The 25164-nt window shown below is 62.9% G+C and carries 18 protein-coding genes; 8 read left to right on the plus strand and 10 right to left on the minus strand.

Features of this window, described 5'->3' with window-relative positions:
- Window positions 1–33 precede the first annotated feature (33 nt).
- From iolB to C4S68_RS02875, 3 genes are all read right to left on the minus strand, one after another.
- Window positions 34–846, minus strand: coding sequence for a 5-deoxy-glucuronate isomerase (gene iolB / locus C4S68_RS02865; protein ID WP_103931489.1), 813 nt, complete (start codon window positions 844–846; stop codon window positions 34–36).
- 230 nt (window positions 847–1076) lie between these two features.
- Window positions 1077–2042: a formylglycine-generating enzyme family protein gene (locus C4S68_RS02870; RefSeq protein WP_200821457.1), complete on the minus strand. Its 966-nt coding sequence runs from the start codon at window positions 2040–2042 to the stop codon at window positions 1077–1079.
- On the minus strand, window positions 2039–2875 hold the full coding sequence (locus C4S68_RS02875) for a peptidylprolyl isomerase (RefSeq protein WP_160114971.1): 837 nt from the start codon (window positions 2873–2875) through the stop codon (window positions 2039–2041). Before C4S68_RS02875 ends, C4S68_RS02870 begins: the two co-directional genes overlap by 4 nt.
- A gap of 88 nt (window positions 2876–2963) precedes the next feature.
- Here C4S68_RS02875 and C4S68_RS02880 point away from each other — a divergent pair, with 88 nt between their 5' ends.
- Window positions 2964–4001: a LacI family DNA-binding transcriptional regulator gene (locus tag C4S68_RS02880; protein WP_103931492.1), complete on the plus strand. Its 1038-nt coding sequence runs from the start codon at window positions 2964–2966 to the stop codon at window positions 3999–4001.
- A 3-nt stretch (window positions 4002–4004) separates the two neighbouring features.
- Here C4S68_RS02880 and C4S68_RS02885 read toward each other — a convergent pair whose 3' ends face one another.
- Complete coding sequence (locus C4S68_RS02885) at window positions 4005–5117, minus strand: Gfo/Idh/MocA family protein (RefSeq protein ID WP_103931493.1); 1113 nt, start codon at window positions 5115–5117, stop codon at window positions 4005–4007.
- Window positions 5118–5247: 130 nt separating this feature from the next.
- On the opposite strand from C4S68_RS02885, the gene C4S68_RS02890 reads away from it, so the two are divergent.
- The 6 genes from C4S68_RS02890 to C4S68_RS02915 all read left to right on the plus strand — a co-directional run bounded on the left by C4S68_RS02890 (window position 5248) and on the right by C4S68_RS02915 (window position 13805).
- Window positions 5248–7716 carry a glycoside hydrolase family 31 protein gene (locus C4S68_RS02890; protein ID WP_103931494.1) on the plus strand — a complete coding sequence of 823 codons (2469 nt, stop codon included), beginning with the start codon at window positions 5248–5250 and terminating at the stop codon, window positions 7714–7716.
- 286 nt (window positions 7717–8002) lie between these two features.
- On the plus strand, window positions 8003–8269 hold the full coding sequence (gene rpsO, locus C4S68_RS02895) for a 30S ribosomal protein S15 (protein ID WP_103931495.1): 267 nt from the start codon (window positions 8003–8005) through the stop codon (window positions 8267–8269).
- 331 nt (window positions 8270–8600) lie between these two features.
- Window positions 8601–11030 (plus strand): polyribonucleotide nucleotidyltransferase, encoded by a 2430-nt coding sequence (gene pnp / locus C4S68_RS02900; protein WP_103931496.1) that lies wholly within the window; start codon window positions 8601–8603, stop codon window positions 11028–11030.
- A gap of 201 nt (window positions 11031–11231) precedes the next feature.
- A complete protein-coding gene (locus C4S68_RS02905; RefSeq protein ID WP_103931497.1) occupies window positions 11232–12173 on the plus strand; it encodes a hypothetical protein in 942 nt (313 codons plus the stop codon).
- 107 nt (window positions 12174–12280) lie between these two features.
- Complete coding sequence (locus C4S68_RS02910) at window positions 12281–12691, plus strand: hypothetical protein (RefSeq protein ID WP_103931498.1); 411 nt, start codon at window positions 12281–12283, stop codon at window positions 12689–12691.
- 70 nt (window positions 12692–12761) lie between these two features.
- Window positions 12762–13805 carry a pectinesterase family protein gene (locus C4S68_RS02915; protein WP_103931499.1) on the plus strand — a complete coding sequence of 348 codons (1044 nt, stop codon included), beginning with the start codon at window positions 12762–12764 and terminating at the stop codon, window positions 13803–13805.
- 105 nt (window positions 13806–13910) lie between these two features.
- On the opposite strand, the gene C4S68_RS23340 is transcribed toward C4S68_RS02915, so the two are convergent.
- The 5 genes from C4S68_RS23340 to C4S68_RS02940 all read right to left on the minus strand — a co-directional run bounded on the left by C4S68_RS23340 (window position 13911) and on the right by C4S68_RS02940 (window position 22924).
- The gene (locus C4S68_RS23340; protein ID WP_200821458.1) at window positions 13911–14369 is read right to left on the minus strand and encodes a peptidoglycan-binding domain-containing protein; all 459 of its coding nucleotides are present in this window, start codon (window positions 14367–14369) and stop codon (window positions 13911–13913) included.
- Window positions 14370–14646: 277 nt separating this feature from the next.
- A complete protein-coding gene (locus C4S68_RS02925; protein WP_235011303.1) occupies window positions 14647–16335 on the minus strand; it encodes a trypsin-like peptidase domain-containing protein in 1689 nt (562 codons plus the stop codon).
- A gap of 228 nt (window positions 16336–16563) precedes the next feature.
- Complete coding sequence (locus tag C4S68_RS02930) at window positions 16564–17517, minus strand: DMT family transporter (protein WP_235011304.1); 954 nt, start codon at window positions 17515–17517, stop codon at window positions 16564–16566.
- A 2-nt stretch (window positions 17518–17519) separates the two neighbouring features.
- On the minus strand, window positions 17520–19307 hold the full coding sequence (locus C4S68_RS02935) for an amidohydrolase (RefSeq protein ID WP_235011305.1): 1788 nt from the start codon (window positions 19305–19307) through the stop codon (window positions 17520–17522).
- A gap of 59 nt (window positions 19308–19366) precedes the next feature.
- On the minus strand, window positions 19367–22924 hold the full coding sequence (locus C4S68_RS02940; protein ID WP_103931502.1) for a polysaccharide deacetylase family protein: 3558 nt from the start codon (window positions 22922–22924) through the stop codon (window positions 19367–19369).
- A 92-nt stretch (window positions 22925–23016) separates the two neighbouring features.
- Between C4S68_RS02940 and C4S68_RS02945 the strand changes: the two genes are divergently transcribed.
- Window positions 23017–24429 (plus strand): ArnT family glycosyltransferase, encoded by a 1413-nt coding sequence (locus C4S68_RS02945; RefSeq protein ID WP_103931503.1) that lies wholly within the window; start codon window positions 23017–23019, stop codon window positions 24427–24429.
- On the opposite strand, the gene C4S68_RS02950 is transcribed toward C4S68_RS02945, so the two are convergent.
- Complete coding sequence (locus C4S68_RS02950; protein ID WP_103931504.1) at window positions 24419–25105, minus strand: LolA family protein; 687 nt, start codon at window positions 25103–25105, stop codon at window positions 24419–24421. The genes C4S68_RS02945 and C4S68_RS02950 overlap by 11 nt on opposite strands.
- Between the last annotated feature and the right edge of the window lie 59 nt (window positions 25106–25164).

The raw sequence follows: 25164 nt of genomic DNA on the forward strand, positions 1-25164 counted from the left end.
TCGCGGTGCGCGTGATCGTGGAGCATCGATGCCCTAGCGGACCAGAGGAACGCGCGGGTCTTTGTCCGTCCAGTGCTCACGAACCCAGGCGTGATCGGGATCGTCGGAGGCTGCCATGGAGCGCGCCGAACCCGAGAGAACGTTCAGGTAGTACACGTTGTAGCCGTGGCCTGCGGAGACGGGGTGATATCCCTCGGGGACGATGACCAGTTCGCCATCCCGTACGGTGATGGTCTCGTCGAGCCTGCCGTCCGCGGTGTACACGCGCTGGATAGCGAATCCGCCTGGCTTGTCGATCTTGTAGTAGTAGATCTCGTCGAGATCCACTTCGCCCGGAGGGTTGTGAACGTCGTGCTTGTGCGGTGGGAAGCTGGACCAGTTGCCTGAGGGGGTATAGACCTCGCAGATGAGCAGCCTCTGCGCGCGGAAATGCGGCGGGATGATCGAGTTGATCTGCCGCGTCGCGTTGCCCCCGCCGCGGATCTCGACCGCGCACTCGTCCGGCGTGATGTGATGTGCGGGAAAGTGCTGCTCCGCTTTGCAGTAGCAGAAGGCGATGTCGCAATCGGTGGTGGCTGTAACGGTGTAGTCGGTGTCGAGCGGGAGGTACAGCGCGTGCGGCTTCCCGTCGAAGACCGTGGCACGATCGCCGACCGTCGCGAAGTCGCCCGCAGAGCTGGTGATTGAGCACGTCCCACCGAGCATCACGATGCAAAGCTCGCGGCCGGTGAGGAGCTCATGAAAGCTGGCTCCGGCCAGGAGACGGCGCACCGCGAACGAGATGTGTTCGAAGCCAAAGTCGGCTGCGCGGTCGGTGTAGGCTTCGGGTTTCAGATGGAGATTCATATTCGCAGGCCCGGGAAATTACGTTACCGGTTACGCGAACGACTATAAATGCGCCATACAGAAGACTGTCAACTCCTGGTATGTGAATTTATCGTCAGCCTCAACCCGTCTTGCGGAGCGACGTCGGATCCTTCGCCGTCTATGAAGCGTTGGGCTCCAGGGATGGGGAAGAGGCTCGTGCGTATCCCTGCTCAACAGGATGGGCGCGGTACAGGAGAGTCGACTGAGCCTCAGATATCACGCGCGCAGCGAAAGCTGGTGTTGGTTGTCGCACTGTCAGGAGTGTTCGAACTGCGCGCACCAACGCGATAACGGTTGCAGTAGGACTCGTGGCAGAGATAGGAACCTCCGCGAACGACGCGGCTTCCGCCCTCAAGAGGACCTGTCGGGTTAAGCCTCGTGGCGAGCTCGTGAAATGTCGGATGGAACCAGTCCGCGCACCACTCCCAGGTGTTGCCGGTGATGGAGAAGACGTCGTAGCCGTTTGCGGCAAAGGCATCGACCGGGCAAGTGTTGGTAAAGCCATCTTCCGCAGAGTTGAAGTGCGGGAACTCGCCTTGCCAGATGTTGCAGAGATGAATGCCACCGGGTGTGAGATCGTCGCCCCAGGGGTAGAGTCGCTGAACGAGTCCGCCACGCGCCGTGTACTCCCATTCAGCCTCCGTCGGAAGGCGCTTTCCGGCCCAGGTTGCGTAAGCGGTAGCGTCGTTCCAGCTCACATGGACGACCGGCCGGTCCTGCCTGTCATTGATGGCTGACCCTGGGCCTTCCGGCGAGCGCCAGTCGGCCCCCCAGATGCGACGCCACCAGTCCGCCGACGGAACACGATCCTCGCTCAGGGCTGCTTCGGCAGTCTCGGGCAGATCGCCTTCGAAGACGAAAGACCACCCGAAGGTCTCGGCTTCGGTACGGTAACCGGTCGCGTCCACGAAGCGAGCAAACGCGCGGTTGGTCACGGGGTACCGGTCGATCAGAAAGGGATCGATCCGCACCTCGCGGATGGGACCTTCGCCATCGGCAGGGAAGCCCAGCGGATAGTCCGTGCCCATCAGAAAGGTGCCGCCGGGCAGTTCGACCATGTCGGCAGGGGAGCCGGAGTTGACGCGAACTCGCGCAGCGGAGGCGTCCCGCGAGATCTGCAGGACGGCTGCACGGCTCTTACTTGGGACACAGCACGGCGGTATGGGTTTGTTCAAACGGAGACTCCTGTCCGGCGAATCTCGGACTGCGCTGCGAGGCCGCGCAGGTAGGTGAGTACGGCGGCCTGTTTGCGATCGTCGTGCAGTTCGCGGGCAATCTGGGCTCGCACCTCCGAGAGACCCAGCTGACGCGGGGCCCGGCGCGCCAGAACGGTAGCGATGTGAAAGCCGAAGACGGTGCGGAAGGTCTCGCTGACTGTACCGGGCTTCAGCGCGAAGACGACGTCATCGAACTCCTCGACCATCTCGCCGCGGGCGATCCAGCCAAGGTCGCCACCCACGCCAGCGCAGTCGGAGAAGCGATCTGCGACCTTGTGGAACGCCTCGCCTGCGTCCAGCGCTTCGCGGGCCTCTGTGATGGTCGCGAGCGCGAGTGCTTCGTCGCGAACGCCGTCCACGTTGGCGATGATGTGGCGTACCTGCAGCGTCTCGGGCTCACGGAAGCGTTCGCGTTGCGCAATGTACGAGGCTTCTACCTCTTTGGCCGGGGGGCGCGGAACCGTCCTGACGATCTCGTCCATGAGGCGCTCAATCTGCAGCGCACGGATGATTGCATCGCGCTCGCTGTGGCTGCAGGTAACACTTTGCGGCGTGCCTCGCCTTCGCGCAAGCTCGGCGGCAATATCGTCGGGGGAGATGTCCGGGTGGCGTCTCGCCGCTGCCTGCCGTAACAGGACTTGCAGGACGGCATTCTCCTCGGCGATGGCGAAGATGCGTGGGTCGTCTGCTGCAGAGAGAGACGCCTCTGGAAGCAACGTTTGCTGCAGCAGCCGGAGTTGGTGCGCAATCGCCTCGTCCGACACGGGTTCGCCATTCACGATCAGAGGCATAGTCGTTGCAACTCGGGCCCGAGGCCGAGTTGATGATAGCGCGTGATCAATGGGGCTGCCTTGTGGGATGATGTCGTCAGGAAACGACATGGCGGTTCGGCTTAAGGATATTGCACGCGACCTCGGTATCTCGACGGTCACAGTCTCAAAGGTACTTCGCGGCAACTCCGACGTTGGCGACAAGACACGTGCGCGTGTCCTCAAGCGCATGAAGGAGCTGAACTACCAGCCCAACATGCTGGCCCGCGGTCTCGCGAGTGGGAAGACATATACGGTCGGGCTGGTGGTGCCGGACCTGGTGCACCCGTTCTTCGCGGAGTTCGCGAAGTCGCTTTCCGGCGAGCTGCGCAAGACGCACCGTGCGCTGCTGCTGGCCTCCAGCGAAGAAGACCCGGTCATCGAGATGCAGGAGATTCGCACGCTGCTGCAGCGCGGCGTGGATGTCCTGATCATCGCGTCCTGCCAGGCGGTTCTGAAGAACTTCTACGAACTGGGCGACAATCGCACGCCCTACCTGCTGTTCGATCGCAACTTCCCGCACCTTGCGGCGAACTTCATTGGCAACGATGATGTGGTGGTCGGCGAGATGGCGACACGGCACCTTATCGACCTGGGTCGCACGCGGATCGCCCACATTGGAGCGCGCTACAGCAGCCCGGCGTTCGATCGCCTGCGTGGCTACAGGAACGCCCTGGCCGCCGCAGGTCTCCCCGCTGACGAGGACCTCGTGGTCACGCGTGAGCGCGTCGAAGAGGCTGGTGACCTGGTCGGTAACGCGATGATGCGCGATCTGCTCAAGCTCAAGCCCCGGCCGGACGCAGTCTTCTGCTACAACGACACGACCGCAATTGGCGCCATCGAGGCGGTGCTCGAGGCGGGCCTGAGGGTGCCGGAGGACGTGGCCATCATCGGCTGCGGAAACCTGCGCTACGCCGCGTATCTCAAGGTGCCGCTGAGCGCCATCGACCAGAACACCACCGAGCTGGGGAAGCGTGCCGCGCAGGTCGCTGTTGAGCTTGCGGAGAAGCCGCAGGCCGAGCTGAAGTGCATCATGATTCCTCCGAAGCTCGTTGCCCGCGAGTCCACGGTCGGGAAGCGCCGCAAGCGCACTCCGTTGAATGCTTAGGAGCTAATCGAGCTCGATGGGGACGCCACCGCGATCACTCGACAGGTATGCCGCCTCCACCAGCGCCATCGTCTTGTAAGCGGACTCGAAGTGCGTCGGGAGTTCCGTCGCCGAGCCTTCGACGTAAGCCTGTAGCGAACCCATCGACCCGATGAAGGCGTCAGGAAACCAGCTGCCGCGAACGGGTACTTCGCGCCATGGGTTTCCGGGGCCGCGAAGTGCGAAGCGCAGGCGATCAGGCTGGCCGACAGGGTAGTCCAGGTTTACTCCCATATCGATCCGGATTGCTCCGTTGGTGCCCTCCCACTGCGCATAACTGTGGTGAGATTCGGCAGGGAAGTCATGCGCATGATTGGTCGCGATGAACACGCGCTTGTCGTCGCCATAGTCGAGGATCATCGTTGACTTGGTGGGCGCGAGATGCTCGCACTGAGGGTTCTTCACGGTCTTCGCGTAGATGCTGCGCGGTTCCCCGAACCATGACCGGACGAGGTCCAGGTAATGGATGGAGTGGTACAGGATTTCGAGCCTGGGCGCCGTCGAGAGGAAGGTCCACAGGTGCCACGGAGTGTAGGTGCGGACCTGCACTTCCATGTCATGCAGCCGGCCGAGCACGCCCTGCTGCGCGAGCGCGACGGCGCCGAGGTTGTTCGGCGCGAAGCGAAGCTGGAAGTTCACCGCAGCGATCAGACCCTTTTCGCGGCAGAGGTCGCGGATCGTGCGTGCCTCGGCGATGGTCTCGCCCATGGGCTTCTGAATCAGCACGGCTGAGCCGTCGGGTAACTGCTCCAGGATCGGGATGAGCCGAGAGGCGGGGACGGCGATGTCGAAGACCACATCCTTCGGCGCGAAGCGGATCATGTCGGAGAGCGCGTCGAAGCTATGGGGGATGCCGAACTTGGCTGCGACCTCAGATGCTTTGCCTGGCTGCTGATCCGCGATGGCGAGTACCGGAAATCCGGCCTTCGTATAGGCAGGCAAGTGCGCGGACTGGATGATGCCTCCAGCGCCGACAATGCAAATGGGGCGTGGGAAACGCGGCAGCGGAGGGAGGGCGGCAGCGGCAATCTCTTCCAAATGGCCGGGAGTATTCAGGTGCGTGAGCGTATCGGGCATCGTTGGTTTCTCGGGTCGCCGGGGCGACAGCACTCCCATATATACACGCGCCTGCATGGAAAACTGAAGCGCTGAAGTAAGCGCACGTCTCCGGCGCGTGCCTGCCCATTTGCGCTAGGATGGCTCCCTCATGGTCATTCGACGTACCTTTCGCTCGCTCTCCGCAATCGTTGTCCTGGCTGCCTCCGCTGTGCTGCAGGGCCAGACGGCTCCCTCCGGTATGACCCGGACCTCGGGGGACCTCACCGTCCGGATCGACGCCCTTCGTGAGGACGTATTGCGGGTGCGCGTATGGCGCAGCAGCAAGCCAGCTGAGGATGCCTCATGGGCGGTCCTTCCGGGGTCCCGCGTGGCCCGTGTCCCCGTGAGCCTCGATCCCGACGGCTTCCACACACCGAAGCTCCGCGTGGTGGTTGGGGCCGACCTGCGGATCAAGGTCACGGACCTCAGCGGCAACGTGCTGCATGAGGACGTGCTTCCGCCAGTGATGAGCGACGACGGCATCCGCATCACGCGCGCGCATGACCTGCTCACCCATGAATTCGGACTCGGCGACAAGCCCGGCCCGCTGGATCGTGCCGGCGAGACCTTCGTCATGTGGAACACGGACAACTTCGGCTGGCAGGAGTCCAGCGACCCCATCTACAAATCGATCCCCTTCTTCCTTGAGGAGCGTGGAGGGCGATATGTGGGCTTCTTCCTCGATAACACCTTCCGCACCTCCTTTGACTTTGGCCGCGAGCGCGTGGAGCGCAATACCATCACCGCGCCCGACGGCCCCATCGACTACTACCTGCTTTACGGACCGGAGCCCAAAGCTGTCCTGGGCGAGTATGCGTGGCTCACCGGCCCGACGCCTTTGCCGCCGCTCTGGTCGCTGGGGTTTCAGCAGTCGCGTTACAGCTACTCCCCCCAGTCGCAGGTCGAGGACATCGCTGCCCACCTCCGTCGCGACCACATCCCCGCAGACGTGCTTTGGCTCGACATTGACTACCAGCTCAAGAACCGTCCGTTCACCGTCGATCCGGACCGCTTTCCGGACTTCGCGGGGATGATCCACAAGCTGGCCGAAGACCACTTCCGCACCGTCATCATCACCGATCTGCACATTGCGCACCTGCCCAATCAGGGCTACGCTCCGTACGACTCGGGCGAGGCGGGGGACAACTTCGTGAAGGAGGGCGGCAAGGAGTACGTCGGTCCCGTATGGCCGGGGCCTTCGGTCTTCCCGGACTTCACCCGGAAGTCCACGCGCGACTGGTGGGGCACACTCTACAAGGACTTTGTGCACATGGGCGTGGCCGGCTTCTGGAACGACATGAACGAGCCCGCCGTCTTTGTCTACCCGACGAAGACGATGCCGGACGACGTGGAGCACCGCATCGCGGGAGCCGAGTCCGAGGGCTTCGCTCCGCGGACGGCGTTCCATAGCGAGATGCACAACGTCTACGGCATGGAGAACTCCCGTGCCACGCACGATGGGCAGTTGATGCAGGCTCCGAACCTGCGTCCCTTCGTGATGACCCGCGCATCGTTCGCTGGGGGCCAGCGCTACGCCGTGACCTGGACCGGAGACAACTCGTCGACGTGGAATCACCTGCGGCAGACGACTCCCCAGCTGCTGAACCTGGGCCTCAGCGGCTTCTCGATGTCAGGGGCCGACGTGGGAGGCTTCGCCGGCAGTCCCTCGCCCGAGTTGCTGACGCGCTGGCTCATGCTGGCAGCCTTCCAGCCCATCGATCGCGACCACGCGGTGAAGGGAAGCCGTCCGCATGAGCCCTGGGCCGATGGCCCGGAGCACGAAGCGATTCGGCGGAGGTTCATCGAGGAGCGCTACAAGCTGATGCCGTACCTGTACACGGCGGCCGAGGAGACCTCACTTGATGGCGTGCCGATCGTGCGGCCACTCTTCGTGGATTTCCCGCGCGCTGCGGCCGACGGCCATCCCATGGATCTCGACGGTGGCGGAGAGTTCCTCTTTGGCCCGTCGATTCTGGTGGCGGACAATCCGTCGCCCGAGGAGGTGGCGCCCTATGAGGTCCATCTGCCGCCGGGAGTCTGGTACGACTACTGGACTGGCGAACGGCTGGACCGGCGTGCCCCGGCGACGGCGCGCGACCTGGAGATCCGCGATGCTGTGCCCTCTCTGAAGCCTGTGATGGTCGAGCCCAAGCTGGATAAGCTGCCGGTCTACGTCCGCGCGGGTGCGATTGTGCCGCTGCAGCCTCTGGTGCAGTCCACTGCGGAGAAGCCGGTGGGGTCGCTTACGCTGCGGGTCTACGCTCCGTCTGCCGGTGAGCCCTGCGCTGGTGACCTCTATCAGGATGACGGAGTGAGCTTCAACTTCGAGAAAGGCGAGTTCCTGCGTCTTCACGTCTCGTGCAATGTGGCGGCTGACGGGGCAGTCATGGTGCAGATTCCGGCGCGTGAAGGCCGCTTCCGGCCATGGTGGAGCACGATTCGCCTCGAGATCGTTGGTGCAAGCACGGCTGCGGTGGCAACCGTCAATGGTCACAGCGCGAGCGTGGAGAGAGGAACCGGGGTTCTGGCCGTATCGCTGGAGGACAAAGGGATGGCGCAGACCGTGGTCATCCGCTAGTCACGCATCGTGAATGCCGAAGGGAACCATTCCTGGTTCCGATTCAGGGCTGGGGAGCGTTTGATCGGATGAAGATCGTATGCTGAAACTCGTGCGAGGGTGACGTTCCACGAGTATGGTGGACTCAGTCGTGGACGAGCCTCGGACGCCTTTGGGCGAGAGCCATGGGATGGGGCAGTGATTTGGGCGGCCATTGAGCCCGGGCCCATCTGTTTGCGTGATATTCTTAATCGGACACTGAGAGAAGTGGACGAGAGCTTACAAGAACTAGGAGCAAGAACCTGCCGTGCTGGCACCTGCTAAAAAAACTGACATCATTACGAAGTTTCGCACGCACGATTCGGACACTGGAAGTCCGGAAGTGCAGATCGCGATTCTTTCCGAGCGTATCGGCGAGCTGACCGAGCATTTCAAGACCCACAAGAAGGATCATGGCTCGCGCCGCGGCCTGCTGATGCTGGTCTCCAAGCGCCGTCGCCTGCTGGATTACCTGAAGCGCAACGACCCTGATCGCTATCGTGAAGTGATCGGTAAGCTGGGCATCCGCAAGTAAGGTCACAAGGCGCTCTACCGGTGATTCCACCGTCCTGAGGAGTACAGCCGAGTTGATTTCATCCACCGTCATGAGTCGGAGGGGTACCCTTATGGGAGCCCCTGCGCGCTTAGGCACTCGTGTGAGTGCGATGCCGGTGCATGCCCTTTGCTCGCTGATGCCTCGCGGTGGTCGATCCATTGCGCGCGTTACCTTCCATTCCCCGGCCCCGGCTGATCATTAGATCGCCGGGGCTTTTGTCGTGAGCGCAACGGAAGCGGAGGTTGTCTCCGCGCGCGACGACACAACCCAAGTTCCGAATCGACGAAAAAAGAGTAGAGGAATCACTCCGATGAAGCAGGATGTAATCGTAGAGCTTGCCGGCGGCAAGCAGATCAAATTTGAGACGGGTCGCATCGCCAAGCAGGCTTCCGGCGCGGCGTACACCACCAGCGGCGACAATGCCGTGCTGGCCACTGCCGTGGCCTCGGCCGACCCCAAGGAAGGCATCGACTTCTTCCCCCTCACGGTCGAGTACCGCGAGTTCACCTATGCCGGTGGCCGTATCCCCGGCGGCTTCATCAAGCGCGAAGGCCGCCCCAGCGAGAAGGAGATCCTGACTTCCCGTCAGATCGATCGCCCGATCCGCCCGCTGTTCCCGGAGGCCTTCCGCAACGAGACGCAGGTCGTCGCGTTTGTGTACTCGGCAGACAAGGAAAATGATCCGGACGTGCTCGGCATCAACGGTGCAAGCTGCGCGCTTGCGCTGTCCGACATCCCGTTCCACGGTCCCGTGGGCGCAGTGCGCATCGGCATCGTGAACGATGAGTTCGTGGTCAACCCGACCTACGCCGAGCGTCTCGTTTCCGCACTGAACATCATGGTCGTCGGCACCAAGGACGGCATCACGATGATCGAGTCGGGCGCCAAGGAGATCACCGAGGACCGCGTCGTCGACGCGATCGAGTTCGCTCACGGTGAGATCAAGAAGATCTGCGCCGGCATCGAAGACCTGGTCTCCCGCGCTGGTAAGGCGAAGCGTCTGGTTTCGCCCGTTGAGAAGGACGAGATCTACGCCTCGGAGCTTCGCGCCAAGGTTGGCGAGAAGCTGGCCGACGCGCTGAACACCAAGAAGTACCCCAAGTTCGACAGCTACGCCAAGGTCAAGGAGATCAAGGACGCCCTCAAGGCTGAACTCCCGGCCGACGACAAGGATGCTCCCAAGAAGCTCTCGAAGTACTTTGAGCTGCTTCGCGAGGACATCTTCCGCGAGCAGGTGCTGAACGACCGCATCCGTCCGGATCACCGTGCCTTCGACGAGATCCGTCCGATCTCGATCGAGCTGGGCGTTCTGCCCCGTGTGCATGGTTCGGCGCTGTTCACCCGCGGTGAGACGCAGGCGCTGGTTTCGGCCACTCTCGGCACCTCGGACGATTCGCAGCGGATGGAGAGCTATGAAGGCGAGCAGAAGCGTTCGTTCATGCTGCACTACAACTTCCCGCCGTTCTCGGTAGGTGAGGTGGGACGCATGACCGGTGTCGGCCGTCGTGAGATCGGCCATGGAGCCCTCGCATGGCGCGCCATCGAAGCCGTCCTCCCGGCCCCCAGCGAGAACCCCTATACCCTCCGCGTGGTCTCCGACATCCTCGAGTCGAACGGTTCGTCGTCGATGGCCACGGTCTGCGGCGCTTCGCTGTCGCTGATGCAGGCAGGTATCGCGCTCAAGGGTGCGGTGGCCGGTGTGGCGATGGGCCTCGTGAAGGAAGGCGACAAGTACGCCATCCTGACCGACATCGCAGGCGCCGAAGATCACTACGGCGACATGGACTTCAAGGTGGCCGGTACACGCAAGGGCATCACCGCTCTGCAGATGGACATCAAGATCATGGGCATCACGCCGCAGATTATGCGGGAGGCGCTTGCCCAGGCCAAGGAAGGCCGTCTCTTCCTGCTCGACAAGATGGACGCCGAGATCTCGGGTGCAGCGACGGAGACCAGCAAGTACGCTCCGCGCATCCACTCCATGCAGATCCCGACCGACAAGATCCGCGACCTGATCGGCCCTGGTGGCAAGGTCATCCGTGGCATCGTGGAGGCCACCGGCGCCAAGATCGACGTCGAGGACTCCGGTCGCGTCTCGATCGCGAGCTCGGATCCCGACAACATGGCGAAGGCTATCCAGATGGTCTCCGACATCACGGCGGTGCCCGAAGTCGGCAAGACCTATCTGGGCAAGGTTGTTCGCCTGGCGGAGTTCGGCGCGTTCGTCGAGATCTTCCCCGGTACCGACGGCCTCCTGCACGTCTCCGAGATCGCAGAGCATCGTGTGAAGGACGTGAAGGATGAGCTCCGTGAGGGCGATCAGGTTCTCGTCAAGGTGCTCGCCATCGAAGGCAATCGCATCAAGCTCAGCCGCAAGGCTGTGCTGCGCGAGCAGCGCGCCAAGCTCGGTCTGCCGGAGGTTCCGGAGCAGGCCGGCAACGGCGGCGGTGGCCGTGAGCGTGGAGAGCGCAGCGAGCGCGCTCCGCGTCCTGAGCGCCCGAAGACCGACGAGACCATCACCATCGAAGGTGGAGATGATTTCGATGACGATGAGGATGATGACGATTTCGAGGGCGAAGAAGGCGAGACCGAGGGTGATGAGCCCGCAGCGTCCGATGCCAAGCCGGCCGAAGGTGGAAGCGCAGCGGGAGGCGATGCCCAGCGTCGTCGCCGCCGTCGCGGCCGTCGTTCGGGTCCGGGTGGTGGACGTGGTCCTGCACCCCAGGGTGGAAGCCGCTAATCGCTTCGCATCGAATTACTTTGTCTCGGGTCTACTGTTGTAGCGCGTGAGACATCGGAGCACGAAAAGCCGCGCCTTCGGGCGCGGCTTTTCATCTTTTAGGTAGGCTCGATATTGGCGGATTGCGTCCTAAGAGGCATGGAATCTGCGTCCACGTCGTGGCTTCATGAGAATCGGGAACTGCAGAGCAGGAAGGTGTTGTTGGCGAGCGAGCACGACGAGGAACGCGGTGGGTGGGTCGCACGGTGGTGGCCCTTCGTGGCGCTGTGCCTTGTTGGGGCGTCGCGTTGGCTTCTGGATGACCGTTGGCCCGATGCAGGCTCCACGCTTGTATCGCGTTCTGCGGGGTGCGGCACTGCGGCGCTGCTTACCCTGGCGGCTGCCGCATGGTCTCATCGGAGAGGCAAGTCGGTTGGGCCCGAGGAGTCGGTCTGGAGAAACGCGTTCGGTGGCCTGCTGATGCTGGGCGGACCGGCGGTGGCGCTGATCCTGCTGCCCCGCGACATCGACTCCGGGGCGTTGATGATCGCTCTTTCCATCACTCCTGTTGCCGCCGGCGTGGCGTCTGTTGCCCTGGGGGACGCCGGTGAAACCCTCGCCGGATATCTATGGCCCGGGCTTGCGGCGATGGCGGGCATGTTGCTGATCCTGCCTCAGCCTTCTTTGGCTGATCCGACAGCAGACCTGGCGATGGTTCTCGCTCCGGTGATGACCGGGGTCGGAGCAGCTCTGCTCGCCCACGAAAGCCGGCGAACGGACGCTTCGGGGCAGGGCTCAGGTGCGGGTTCCGGTGCAGTAGCATCGCTATCCGCGGCTGCGCTGGTCTTCGGCGCTGCAGCGTTGGCTCGGTATGGCTTTGCTGAGGTCCGAGTCTCGTTCACGGTACCTGCAGCGGTCCTCGACGGGCTGGTGGCGTGGCTGGCTGTTGCCACGGTCCGCCGCCTGGGAGCGATGCGCTTCTCAGCAAACAGCTCCCTTGTACCGTTTGTGGTCTTGCTTGAGGGCCTTGTGCTCATGCGCCCGACCTTGACCAAGCGTCTCGAGATCGGACTCATCCTGCTGCTCATCGCCGGGACAACGCTGCTGGTTCGCGGCGGAGACGATCCGGACGATGCCGACCCGTCCATGCTCGACCTTGGATAGGTTGGATCGGCTTCCGTTGCGCGGCCGAACCATAGGGCCTCGGTTGAGTCTCGTTGTAGAAACGGACGATGCAAAACCTGCGGCCGCGCGTTTACACTGCGGACAGAATGGCAGTGACGATGTACATCGTGGTCGAGGGTGAAGATCCCGGATACAACATCTTCGTGAACGGCCGTGCGATCGCGCGGTACGAAGGTGCGTTGGAGCGTCTGGCGCTTAACCTGGGCGTCAAGCCCTTGCTGGAGTTCTTCTCTGCGGATGAAAACTCGATGCAACTACTGCTCGAAGAAGGCGCCGGCAACGCCGATCTGTTGGAGCGCCTGCCGCCGCCGCAATGGTACCGGGCGGAGGATGGCCTGAGCAGCGTCATCGCGCTCCGTGGCGCACTCGAAGACGATATGCACCAGCTGGGCAGCGAAGGCCCCGCAGTGCTCGACGAGCTGCTGGAGTACGAAGTTGTTCTGCAGAAGACGGCAGACCGCGGCCTGCGGTGGCATCTCGCCGTAAGCTGGCGATAACCGAACCCGGTCAGTGGAGATCATCAACCTGTCTGCGTGGTAGGATCGTCCGGCATTCCAGGAGCCGATCATGCCTTCTCTCCGCTGCCTCTCGTTCGCGACGTTGTGCCTGTTCGCGTTGCCTGTAGCGGCGTCTGCTGCGACCAAGCCAACCACCGTCGTCGCCGTCGATGGCTCTGGCCAGTTCAAGACGGTGCAGGCTGCGGTGGACTCGGCCACAGATGCCGGGCTTATCCTGCAGATCGAGCCCGGGACCTACCGCGAGAAGATTCGTATCGCCAGGAACGGCATTGAGCTGCGTGGCATGGGCAGGAAGCCTGACGACGTCGTGCTCGTGTGGGACGACTCTGCGAAGTCGGCGGGCGGTACGGGCAAGAGCTACAGCGTGCAGGTGACAGGCGACGATTTTCGCGCTGAGAACCTCACCATCCAGAACGATTGGGAGAAGAAGAACGCCCGCGTTGGGGAAGGCTCGCAGGCGGTGGCGTTGTCAATCAGCGGTGACCGCGAGGTGCTTGGCCACGTGCGGCTCCTGGGCTACCAGGACACGTTGTACGCGGCGAGCAACAGCTGCCATGCCGAGGCCGACGCGACAGCAGCTCAAGCGTCAGGCAAACCGTGCCACGCGTCCCGGCAGCTCTTCCAGGATTGCTACATTGAAGGCCACGTCGACTTCATCTTCGGTGACGCCAAGGCGGTCTTCGACCACTGCGAGCTGCACGGGATGACCCACACCGTCGTGGCCCTGACGGCCCAGAGCAGGCTTTACCCGCTGGAAGATTCGGGCTACCTGTTTCTTCACACAAAGGTGACGGCGGACGTGGCGGTCGACAAGCTTTCATTCGGCCGTCCGTGGCGTGCGTATGCCCGGGTATACTTCGTCGACACGACGGTGAGCGGAACGGTCATCGAGCCAGAGGGGTGGATTGAGTGGGGAGGGCGGCTTGCGACCAGCGACTACGCCGAGTTCAACACCCGCGACTCCGATGGCACCCCTGCGCGGATCGACAAGCGCCTTGCGCCATCCCGCCAGCTGACCAGGGCTGAAGCTGCGAAGCTGACCGTCAATTCATGGCTCGAAGGGCCAGACGGATGGAAGCCGGAGAGCAAGTAAGAGGTACGTGAAAGCTGTCCTCTGGAAACAGAAGAGCCGCACCCAAAGGGTGCGGCTCTTGCGTTTGGTCTGAAAGCTTTACCTATTCCGCGGCAGTCGCCTGAATTACTGAGCAGGCGAGCCGACAGAAGCCGTTTGAGTCGCAGCTTCCGGTTTCGAGCCAAGGCCAAGTTTGATGAGTGCGCGCGAGTCGGGCATGATCTTGGTCTGCCAGCCGTTATCCGACTGCAGCTTCTGCATGGCCGAGATCGACTCGGCGTCCCACTTGCCGCTGGGCTCACCCGTCAGGTAGCCATTCTTGATCAGCGCGGTCTGGATCTGCGTCGCACGGTCCGTGTCCATGGAGATCTGCGAGAGATGACCGTGGGGATTGGTTGCGGCCTTGCCATGAGTCTTGCTCAGGCTGCTGCGGTGCAGGGAGGCGCCAGAGTGTGCACTCGAGCTGCGGGAGCTCTTGACCGCATGGCTGTGAGCCACAGCGTGAGCGTGGGGCTTGACGGCGAGGGCAGGAAGACAAGCGAGCAGGGAGGCAGTGCAGACAACGAGGGGGAGGGAACGACGCATGTATCTACCTTTGCTGTGGAAGGTGGGTCGTGCCAAAGACGCGTCACTCAGGGGCCCAGGCACGGGCGGAATCACTTCCGCCGTGAACTCAAGGTTAATAGAACCGCAGTCTCGCGGCAACGGTCAAGCCCGAGTCCGTGGTAGTCCCATCGGCCGTTTGGGCGATCAGAGCAGCCCGTTGGGCTCACATCTTCCGATGCTGAAGAGAAAGCGCCCGCCGATCAGGAAGATCGGCGGGCGCGATAAGTGATTTGAAGACAATAGTTAGTTCAGATTCCTACGGTAGCGTTCCGCCGACGTATCCGTTCCCCGAAGCCGGGTTGCGGATATCTCGCACCACGAAAACAACATCGTCTCCCGACTTCAGAGAGTTAACCACCGCTCTGTAGCTGGCGTCGTCGGTCACGGGGTGGCGGTTGATCTCGGTGATGATCTCGCCGCGGCCGAGATTGATCTCGTCCGCGAAGGAACCGGGGCGTACCGTGGTGACCGTTACGCCACCCTTCACGCCCAGCTTGGTGGCGATCTGCGGCGTGATGGCCTGGACCTTGATGCCCAGCTTGTTGTCGCCGGCATCGGACTCTGCGGGCGGCGTGGCCTGATCGCTCGTGCTGGCGAGGTCGGAGTTGAGCTTGGCGCGGTCGATGATTCCGACATCCAGCACCAATTTCTTTCCGTCCCGCTGAATTCCAAGCTTGACTGTCGTTCCGGGACGACGTGCCGAAACGATTGCCACCAGCTCATCCCCATTCTTCACGGTCTGGCCGTCGACCGAGATGATGACATCCTGAGGCTGCATCCCCGCCTTGGCTGCGGGCCCGTTTGGCACAATGCTGGAGACGAGCACGCCGCCCGTCGCCGAGCCGTACATGCGGGTGACGGCGGAGGACTGAACGCTCTGGAACTGGATGCCGATGGAACCGCGGGTCACCTTGTGATCGGGGCCGATGAGCATGTTGTACACGCCCACGACGATGTTCGAGGGCATGGCGAAGCCAACGCCCTCCGATCCCATCGACTGGGTGTAGATCGCGGTGTTGACGCCGATCACCTCGCCCGCCATGTTGACCAGCGGACCACCGGAATTGCCTGGGTTGATGGCTGCATCGGTCTGCACGAACTTCTGGAACTGCGACTGAGAGACACCCGTCTCGCTTGCCTCGTCGATGGACCGGTTCTTGGCCGAGACGATGCCGGCGCTCACGGTCTGCGAGAGACCGAAGGGGCTGCCGATGGCCAGTACCCAGTCACCCACCTGCGCGGCATCGGAGTTACCGAGTTTGACGGTTGGGAGCGGCGTCTTTGTGTCGATCTTGATGACTGCGATATCGGTTTCGGGATCCACGCCGACCACCGTAGCGGGGCGGCCGGGATCGCCGGGGATGTCGCTGTCGGGATCGCTCGCGAGCTTCACATAGATGTGGTCAGCCTTGTCGACGACGTGGTTGTTGGTGATGATGTAGCCGCGCGGGTCGACGATGAAGCCTGAGCCCAGTGCACGCCGCGGTCCGCTTTCGGGGCTCGCGTCCTCGCCACCATTTCCTCCACCGCCACCGAAGAAGCGGTTGAGGAAGTCCTGCATGTCGTTGCCGTTGCCGGGCGCGCCGTCGTTGTCGTCGTTATTGTTGTTCTGCTGGCCACGGCGACCGTGTGGGCTGGCCCCGGCCTTCTTCGGCAGCGACTCCGTGTTGATGTTCACCACCGCCGGGCCGACCTGCTTCACGATCGACGAGAAGCCGTTGGAGAGCTGTACGGGATTCGGTATCGTCAACGGGCGAGCGTCGCTCGAGTCGACCTTCTGACCACTCGCACTGACGCGACCCGTCAGGGCTGAGCCGGCAAGGACGCCGATGGTCAGCGCCGACAACAGCGCAAAGGTGGTGGAGAGGCGGCCCGAACGGATGTGGCCGAGAATTCGGCCGGGCAGGTTCTGCGACGACTGCTGCGATTCCATAGCTTCGTTCATTCCTCTTGTGCGGGAGCTGACATCGTCACCGGACCTTCAAGTCCCGGATGACGGAGGTGACGTTACCTGCCACAAACACTTAGGCTTGCGCTTAGGTAGACGCGTTTGGCGGGGAAAAGATGCGATGAAACCGGCCCAAACATACGGACTGAATTCGCTTCCGTCTTGTGGTCCGGTGGGGCATCGCGGCTCCTGGCCCCTCGGAATTAGGATACAAGGGTTTGGATTCTAAGGATTGGCCGCGAAGTTGGCCTGCTCCGGAGGCATCTTTGGTCCGAGCTCCGCGAGCAGGATCCCGGCGAGGATGAGGGCTGCCCCGGCGAGCGAGCGTCGACCGAGCCTCTCGCCCAGAAACAGGAGAGATGTGAGCCAGGCGAAGACCGGCTCCAGCGTGAGGATCAATGCCGTGTGTGTCGGGGGCAGATGCTGCTGCGCATAGCTCTGCACGGTAAACGCCACCGCAGTTCCGAGAAGCGCGGTAATCGCGAGTGCTCCTGCCACGATGAGATTCATGTGGAGCGCCGGACGGCCGCCGAGCGGAAGTGTCACGAGCATCACCAGGGTGCAGAAGCCCACTTGCAGCGTTCCCAGAAGCCGCGCGCCGACGTGAGCGGCGGCCCGTGCCAGCGTCAGGAGATGCAGGGCGAAGGCAACCGCGCAGCCGAGGGTAAGCCATTCGCCGATGCCCAGACCGCGGAGCACGTCGGCGCCGGAGCCGACTGGTGTCGTCAGCAACACGAGCCCGGCGAAGCCTAGACCTGCGCCGGCAAAGGCCGCCCAGCCGGGTCTCGGATCACCCGCGTGCGCGATTCCGGGGACAGCGCTCAACAGCGGCACCAGCACCACGACGAGCCCGGTGATGAAGCCGGACTTGGACGGCGTCGTGTACTTCAGGCCCACGGTCTGAAGCTGGTAGCCAAGTGCCATGAAGATGCCCGCGGCGAGTCCGAATGCGAGCGCAGGCCGGCCTTCAACCGTGAACAGGCCACGAAGGCTCTTGTGGTTGAGGGCTGCCAGGACCACGGTTGCAATCGCCATACGGACGAGGTTGAAGGCGAGTGGCGTCGCATAGGCCAGCGCCGCCTTGACGACCGGGAAGGTGGCACCCCAGACCAGGACGACGCCGATCAGCATGAGGTGCGCCGAAAGCTGCCCGGAGCGGCTCGATCGAGACGCCCGCACCGTCAATGCGTTGCCTCGGCCGGCGGTGCGGTATAGACCGTCCTGCCACCCACTACCGTCCGCAGCACCTTTGTGTTGAGGATCTCGCGGGGCGAGGCCTTCGTCAGATCGCGATCCAGCACGACGAAGTCGGCCAGGAAGCCGGGCTCAATGCGACCCTTGCTGGTCTCGCGAAACTCCGCGAACGCCGATGCCTGCGTGTAGGCGTAGAGTGCTTCGCCGATCGAGAGCTTCTCCTGTGGCTCGAAGGTCTGGGTGCCGGCTTCGTTTTGCCGCGTGATGGCGGAATAGAGCCCACGCATGGGGTTGATCGACTCCACGGGGTAGTCGGTGCCGAAGGCCAGCGTGACGCCGTGGTCGAGGAAGCTCTTCCAGGCATACGCATACTTCACGCGCTCAGGACCGAGGCGCTGGCCGGCCCAGGCCATGTCCGTAAGCAGGTGCGAAGGCTGCATCGATGCGATCACGCCGAGGTCATGGAAGCGCTGGAAGGCTTCTGGTAGGACGACCTGCGCGTGCTCGATGCGGAAACGAGCACGCGCGATCATTGTGGCTTCGCAGGGGAGAGGCGGGCTGCGGGGAAATGGACCGGTGTGTGCGTCATAGCACGTACCAAGGGCTCGAAAAAACTCGCCCTGATTCATCGCATTCAGGGCCATGTCGTTGGCCTGGTCTCCGATGGCGTGGAAGCCAAGTTGGAAGCCTGCGACGGCGCGTTCAGCGGTCATCTCGTCGAGCTTGTCTTGATCGTAGCGGGGCAGGCCGCTGTTGGAGGCGTCGTCGGCGTAGGGGGCTGCGAGCAGTGCGGTCCTCGATCCCAACGACCCATCCATAAACGCCTTCAGTTGCGTGAGGTGCAGCAGCGGATCATTGGCATCGTGACTTGCCCGGCGCTGCTTCAGTACATCGAGTGGGGTGTCGAACGCCATCCATTCGGCGAAGCGCAACTGTAGCTTGCCTTCGTGCTCCATCGACTCCAGCACCAGCCAATCGTCCCAATCGGAGAAGTCCTGCACGCTGGTCACGCCGTGCGAGAGTGCATCCTCGATCGCCAGTTCCAAGGCTTTGCGGCGGGTGGCATAGTCTGGCGGAGGAATCTTTGCCTGGACGGCCTGCCGTGCGGGGCCTTCGCGCAGGATGCCGGTCGCGTGGCCGTCCGCGTCGCGATCGATCTTGCCACCCTGGGGATCTGGCGTGGTGTCGTCGATACCCGCGAGCTTGAGGGCTGCGGTGTTCACGACGGCGATGTGGCCGTCGGTGCGCTCGAGGTAGGCAGGGTGCCCTCCCGTGACCGCATCGAGATCCTGCCGGGTCGGCAGCGCCTTCGATGCCCACTTGGTGTGATCCCAACCGCCGCCCAGCACCCAGGTTCCGGGCGCGAGATGCGCTACGTAGGCGCGAATCTTCTCCTGCATCGTCGCCAGCGAGGCCACATTGTCGAGGTCGACGGTGAGCTTCTGCTGGCCTGCGCCAGCCATATGCGTGTGGGCGTCGTTGAAGCCTGGCATGGTGAAGGCACCGTGCAGGTCGATCACCTGGGTGTTGGGTCCCTTGCGCGTCAGCACCTCGTCGTCGTTGCCGACAGCGAGCACGTGGCCTGCAAACACGGCGATGCCGGTGACGCGCGCTGGCGTTGCAGAGCGGTCCTCCGCGCGAAGATGCACGCCCGTGAGGATGTTGCCGTGCACGAAGATGATGTCGGCCTGCGGAGCAGACTGCGCGCTGCCGCTGGCCGCAAACATCACGGTCGCAGCCAATGCCAGGAACGTTGGAAGGGAAGATGTCGTCACAGGAAGACCAGTGTACTGCCGCCCACTCGTCCGGGCGGCAGCACACTCGTCGTGATGCTCTATTGCTGCGTCATGTCGGTCTGCTTCGACATCTGCGCCGTGCGTTCGAGCTTGTCCCAGTTGAAGGGCTTGCCGTCGATCGCGCGCTTCATCGTCTTGAGCAGCACCCACGAGAACAGCTGCCGGTACGTGAAGCGCTGCACCCAGATGTGGACCAGCAGCCACGCGTCGCCGCGGCTTGCGGGATGTTTTCGCTCGAGTGCAAAAGCCAGAGCTGAGGCTGCGAAGTCGATCAGCATGAAGGCGCCGAAGAAGGTCAGAAGTTTGACGAGGTCGGCGTTCGATGCGGCTTCCGGATGGAAGTGTTTGTCGACGAAGTAGTGGATGATGCCCACGACAAACATCAGGTCGATCAGCGGCGACACCAGCGGCAACATGATCTGGAAGACGACGATGTTGGGCAGAGCGAACAATCCCATCGCCCTACGATTGCGTATCGCCGCACGGTGCTTCCACACCGCCTGCAGAATGCCAAAGGACCAGCGGAATCGCTGCCGCGCGAGCTGGTCTGCAGTGATCGGCGCCTCGGTGAACGCAAGCGCCTGGTCCTCGTAGATGACGGCGTAGCGCTGCTCGAGCAGGTTCATGGTCAGGTCAGCGTCCTCGGCCACGGTATCGGGGTGGTAGCAGCCTCCTGCCTTGACGGCAGCGGTGCGCCACGCTCCGATGGCTCCGGGAACGACCATCACCACGTCGAAGAGGTCCAGCGCACGGCGCTCGAAGTTTTGCGAGGTGATGTATTCGAGGGCCTGCCACCGCGTCCACAGATTCACACGGTTGCCGACCTTGGCATTGCCTGCGACCGCACCAATGTTGGGGTTTGCGAAGTGGCAGACCAGGCGGCTGATCGCATCGTGCGCGATGACGCCGTCGGCGTCGATGCCGACGTAGATCTCCTCATCCACAAAGTCCAGAGCATAGTTCAGGGCCTCGGCTTTGCCTCCATTGGGCTTGGTCAGCAGCGTGACCTTGCCTTCTGCGATCTCTTTGGCGTAGGTGGTGGCCACGATCTCGGAGGTCGCATCCTTGGAGCCGTCGTCGATGACAAGGATGCGGATGTTCTTGTAGTTGGACATCATCACCGAGCGCACGGTGCGCGCGATGACCTTCTCTTCGTTGTAGGCCGGGATCAGCACGGCGACACGCGGCTGATAGTCCGGGGTGGCGAAGTCCTTCCGCTTGCGGAAGCGATCGATGATGGCGCAGAGGCCGATGATCACAAGGCGCATGCTCATCAGCAGGTCGCCGACGAAGAACACGTCGATGACGAAGTGATTGAAGAACCCGATGAAGAAGAACGCGACGGAGTCGATCGCCGCCTGGTACCGCTGATGCGGTTTCAGGGGCGGCATCACCTGGTCGCGTGTCTTGCCGATCAGTTCCGAGACGGGGACGATCTCATAGCCGTGATCACGGAGTGCCTGGATCAGCACTGGAAGCGCCGCCACCGTGGCAGAGCGATCTCCGCCACCATCATGCATCAGCAGGATGGAGCCGCGGGTCCAGGGCTTGGCATCGAAGACGCTGATCTGCTGGAAGACGGAATCGACGATCTCCTGCGGGGTCTTCTTCGGGTGCTCGTTCCAGTCCTCAGTGTCGATCTTGTCGCCGACGATGACGTAGCCGAGCGTGTTCTCGATACGGTCGATCGGCGCGGCCTGGTCGTTGGTGTCGGGCTCCTGATCGATTGAGTACGGTGGCCGGAAGTAAACCGGATTGACGCCCAGCTTGGCCGCGAAGAGCCGCTCGGTGATGTTGAGCTGCAGATCGACCTGACGCTCGGAGATTTCGCTGATGTCCGGGTGCGTGAAGGTGTGATTGCCGATCTCGTGGCCCTCACGGTACACGCGCTGCATCACGCCGACGTTGTCTTCCGCCACCTCGCCGATCATGAAGAACGTGCCCTTGACGTTGTACTGCTTGAGCACATCGAGGATCTTCGGCGTCCACGTCGGGTCGGGCCCGTCGTCAAAGGTGATTGCGATCTTCTTCGGGTGGTAGCCGTACTGCGTCAGCGTATACGGCAGCGGGTAGGAGTCCATCTTCTCCGAGATCACGCTGAGATACGGCTGAGGAATCGTCGAGTCGTCGTCGATCACGACGGTCCGATGCCCGTTGCGGGGGCGTCCCGTGACACGAATGATGTCACCATCGCCTTCTGTGTCTACGTCGAGACCGGGCGCAATGTCCGCGAGATCCTTCACGGGATCAGCCTTCAGAGGCTTGTCCCAGATGTTCCAGAGCGTTGCGTCTTCCGATCCCAGCCGCCACAGCGCGAAGGTCTCGAGGCCGAGCGCACGGGCGACACGCATCTGGTTCAGCGCGGTCACCGCGTCGAGAAACCAGACCTCGTGCCGGACGTGCGTGTCCTCATCGTCGTACGCAAAGTGCGGATTGAGCGAAGCGTCGTCGAGCTCAATCTGTGCCTCGGAGTCCGAGGCCGCCTGCCACGCGTCCTGCGGAGTGAGCATGGAAGCATTGATCGGCGTTGGCTTCTCGACAGGGGCTGGCTTGCGATTCTTGTGCTTCGGGTCAACCGGGGGCGGAAGGTGAACCTGGCTCGTCCAGTCGTACCCGTAGCTGCCGATAGAGCAGATCAGCTTCTCGCGCGGCACAACCTTCATCGCGGCGCGCAGGTTGTTCTCGAACCAGTCCTGCCCGGCAATGGGGCCGGCGTCCGTGCCGTACTGATGCTGGCCGTAGTTCATCAGCACGACGCCGTCGGCGTTGGTTGCGAGCAGGCCCAGGTTGTAGTCGGCGTCTTCGACCGGCACCGTCACATAGAGGCGGAGGTTACGGGTGTGGAAGTCGGCGTAGAGCGCCTGAACGAGGGCATTGAAGCCCGGCTGAGCGCTCGCGGGAATATCCTGGAAGCCCAGCGTGAGCCCGCGATAGAGCGTGTTCGTCTTCAGGAAGGCGTCGACCTGGCTGATAAAGGTCGCCCGGGCGGTCGGGTCATTGAGGAAGCTGCCCAGCGAGGATTCGAAGTTGCCGGTCGAGAAGTTGTAGTTGTTGACCAGCGGGAAGATTTCCGTATCTTCCTTGGCGCCGAGGATGGTCTTGGCGACCTTGTTCTCGCGATCGACGCCATGCACGCCGGCGGAATCAACTACGGCGAAGGGGACGTTATCGGAGTTGTAGGCGGTCAGGCTGCCGTCGCTGGAGAGGACGTGGAGCCACTCAGGGAAGAGCAGATCGATCTGCTTGATGTGGCCTTTGAGCGAAGCGTAGCTGGCCGGATCGGCGTCGGTGTAGAACGCGGCGCGCAGGCCTTCGCCGGTGTTCAGGACGACATCCGAGGGCTTGAGATCGCTCTTCCGGTGAGCGCTGTGGTTCAGCTTCTCGTTGCGCTTCGTCTCGGGCGCGGGTGGCGTGTAGATCGCGCGGTACCGCTTCGTCGCGGAGCGAAGATCCAGCCCCTGCAACGGTTTGGTGCGCAGAACCCCAATGACGAACAGCACTCCCAGCACTGAAAGGAACAGTGCGAAGGCGTCGAACACTTTCCGCAGACGTTTCCACCGCTTGCGCTGCGGATCGTAAAAGACTTGCTTGTTCATTCAGGAGAATTATCTCAGGCTGCGGGTGCGTTTCCCTGGGTAGTTGATTGCAGCGGAACCGGTTCGACCAACCGCCAGTATGATGCAGTTCAGTGAGTCTGGGGTTACAGCGGCGACTTCCGGTGGTCTGGGCCCTGCTGGCCGGGCTGACAGTCCGTGCCGCGTTCTTGCACGGGCGCCCTGAGGTGAGTGGCGACACGCTGCTGTACGGCGAGATCGCGCAGAACGTCCTGCGGCACCACCTCTACGGCCGGACGACGGACTCTCTGCACGCGACCTGGATCCGGCTTCCGGGGTATCCGCTCTTCCTCGCAGCGAGCTTCCTGGTCTTCGGGGCGGGCAGCTACTACCCGGTGCTTTGGCTGAATGTCGCCCTGGATCTGGCGACCTGTCTGCTGATCGGAGCGATTGCCGCGCGGCTGGGTGGGCGGCGCGTGGGGCTCATCGCTCTCTGGATCGCGGCGCTTTGCCCATTCACTGCCAACTACTGCGCAGTGGCACTGACGGAGACGCCGAGCCTGCTGTGCGTGGCAGTTGCCTTCTACGGGCTGCAGCGGATGACGCAGGTCTCAGTTGGAAAGGTCTGCTGGGCCGCTGTTGTGGGGGCAGCGCTGGCTGTCGCCGTGCTACTGCGACCTGAGCAGGGCCTGCTGAGCGCTGCTGTGGTTCCAGCGGTGCTCTGGGTTGGCTGGCGCTCCCGGTCAAGGCGCGGATCGCGCGGGCTTGCGGAAGCCATTGCCCCCGCAGCGCTGAGTTGCGCAATCGTCCTGTTGCCTCTGCTCGGTTGGGGCATACGCAACGCCCGCGTGATGGGCCACTTTGAGCCGCTGGCCCCGAAATCGGCGACCGATCCGGGGGAGCAGGTGCCGTCTGGCTTCAACCACTGGTACCGGACGTGGGGCATCGACTTCAAATCGACCTACGACGTGTATTGGAACTACGACGGCGCAGGGATGGCGCTCACCGACCTGCCGCGCCGTGCGATCGACAACGCGGAGCAGCGTGCTCAGACAGAGAAGGTCTTTGCCGAATACAACGTCATGCAGCTGGCCCGCCCGCAGTTCGACATCCAGTTCGAGCGGATCGCTGAGGAGCGAGATCATCTGCACCCACTGCGGTCGCATCTGGTGTTGCCGATTGCCCGGGTGGTGAATATGTGGCTGCGGCCGCGCACGGAGCTGATGGATCTCCCGCTTGACTGGTGGAACTGGAAGGCGCACGCCAAGGGCTTTAGCATCGCCGCAGCTCTGGCGCTGCTCAATCTCGGATTCCTGATGGTTGCGGGCGCTGGAGTGTGGAGGCAACGATGCTGCCTCGATGTCGTCCAGATGAGCATGCTGGGCTTCGTCGTGTTGCGGTCCGCGCTGTTGCTGACGCTGGACAACTCCGAGCCGCGCTACACGCTGGAGTGCCTTCCGGTGCTGATCGTCTTCGCGGCGTTGGCGTTTCGGAGGGATCTCCGGATGGGCAGGACCCTGCGCCAGGTGGCAACGCCTAGTGGGTGACGATCTTCGTGGCTTTGTCGGGATGCATCGCAAATGCCGCGGTATCTACCTTCGCATTCATCTTGATGTTGGAATAGTTTGCGGTGCGGTAGTCACCTTCCGGAGTATGGAATACCTGCCGCAGAGAGATTCCACGCGCCGGGTCGATCCAGAGGGTGATCTTGTCGAAGTTGGCCGCGATCTTCGCGTCCTTGGGGGTCAGCTCCAGCTTTTCAGTTTTGACGCCTGCGATGGTCTCCGAGCCCGCATCCGAGACATTCCAGCTGGCGGCGAGGTCCTTGCCGCTGCCACCGAACCCGAGTGTGAGAAAGCTATCCGCCTGACCCGCCTTGGCCTTGAAGACGTCAACCTGGTTCAGCGCGGGGCTAAATACCTTCAACACGTTGTCGGAGTACTGGATGACCTGCGGCTTCGCACTGGAGCCGACGTCACTCATGACTGCGCCCATACCGGTTTGACCGTTTTTGCGCACAAAGTAAACCGAGCCGTTCTGCACGGTCGAAACGGCGTGAATCACCTTCTCGTAGAACTCCTGGTGGACGTCCGCACGGGCGCTCTGAAAGCTCGCGCTCGCTTTGTCCATCTCCGCGAGCACGCTTTGCAGCTGGCCTTGAGCGTGAGCGACCGCAGAGAAGGCGAACGTGGCCAGGGTGAGGAGGATGGGGCGAAGACGCATGATCAGGTGGGCTCCTTGCGCGGCGATTTCTGCCCGCGCCTGTCCGGGACTCCTTCTCG

The organism is Bryocella elongata (assembly GCF_900108185.1).
In the GTDB taxonomy this organism is placed as follows: domain Bacteria; phylum Acidobacteriota; class Terriglobia; order Terriglobales; family Acidobacteriaceae; genus Granulicella; species Granulicella elongata.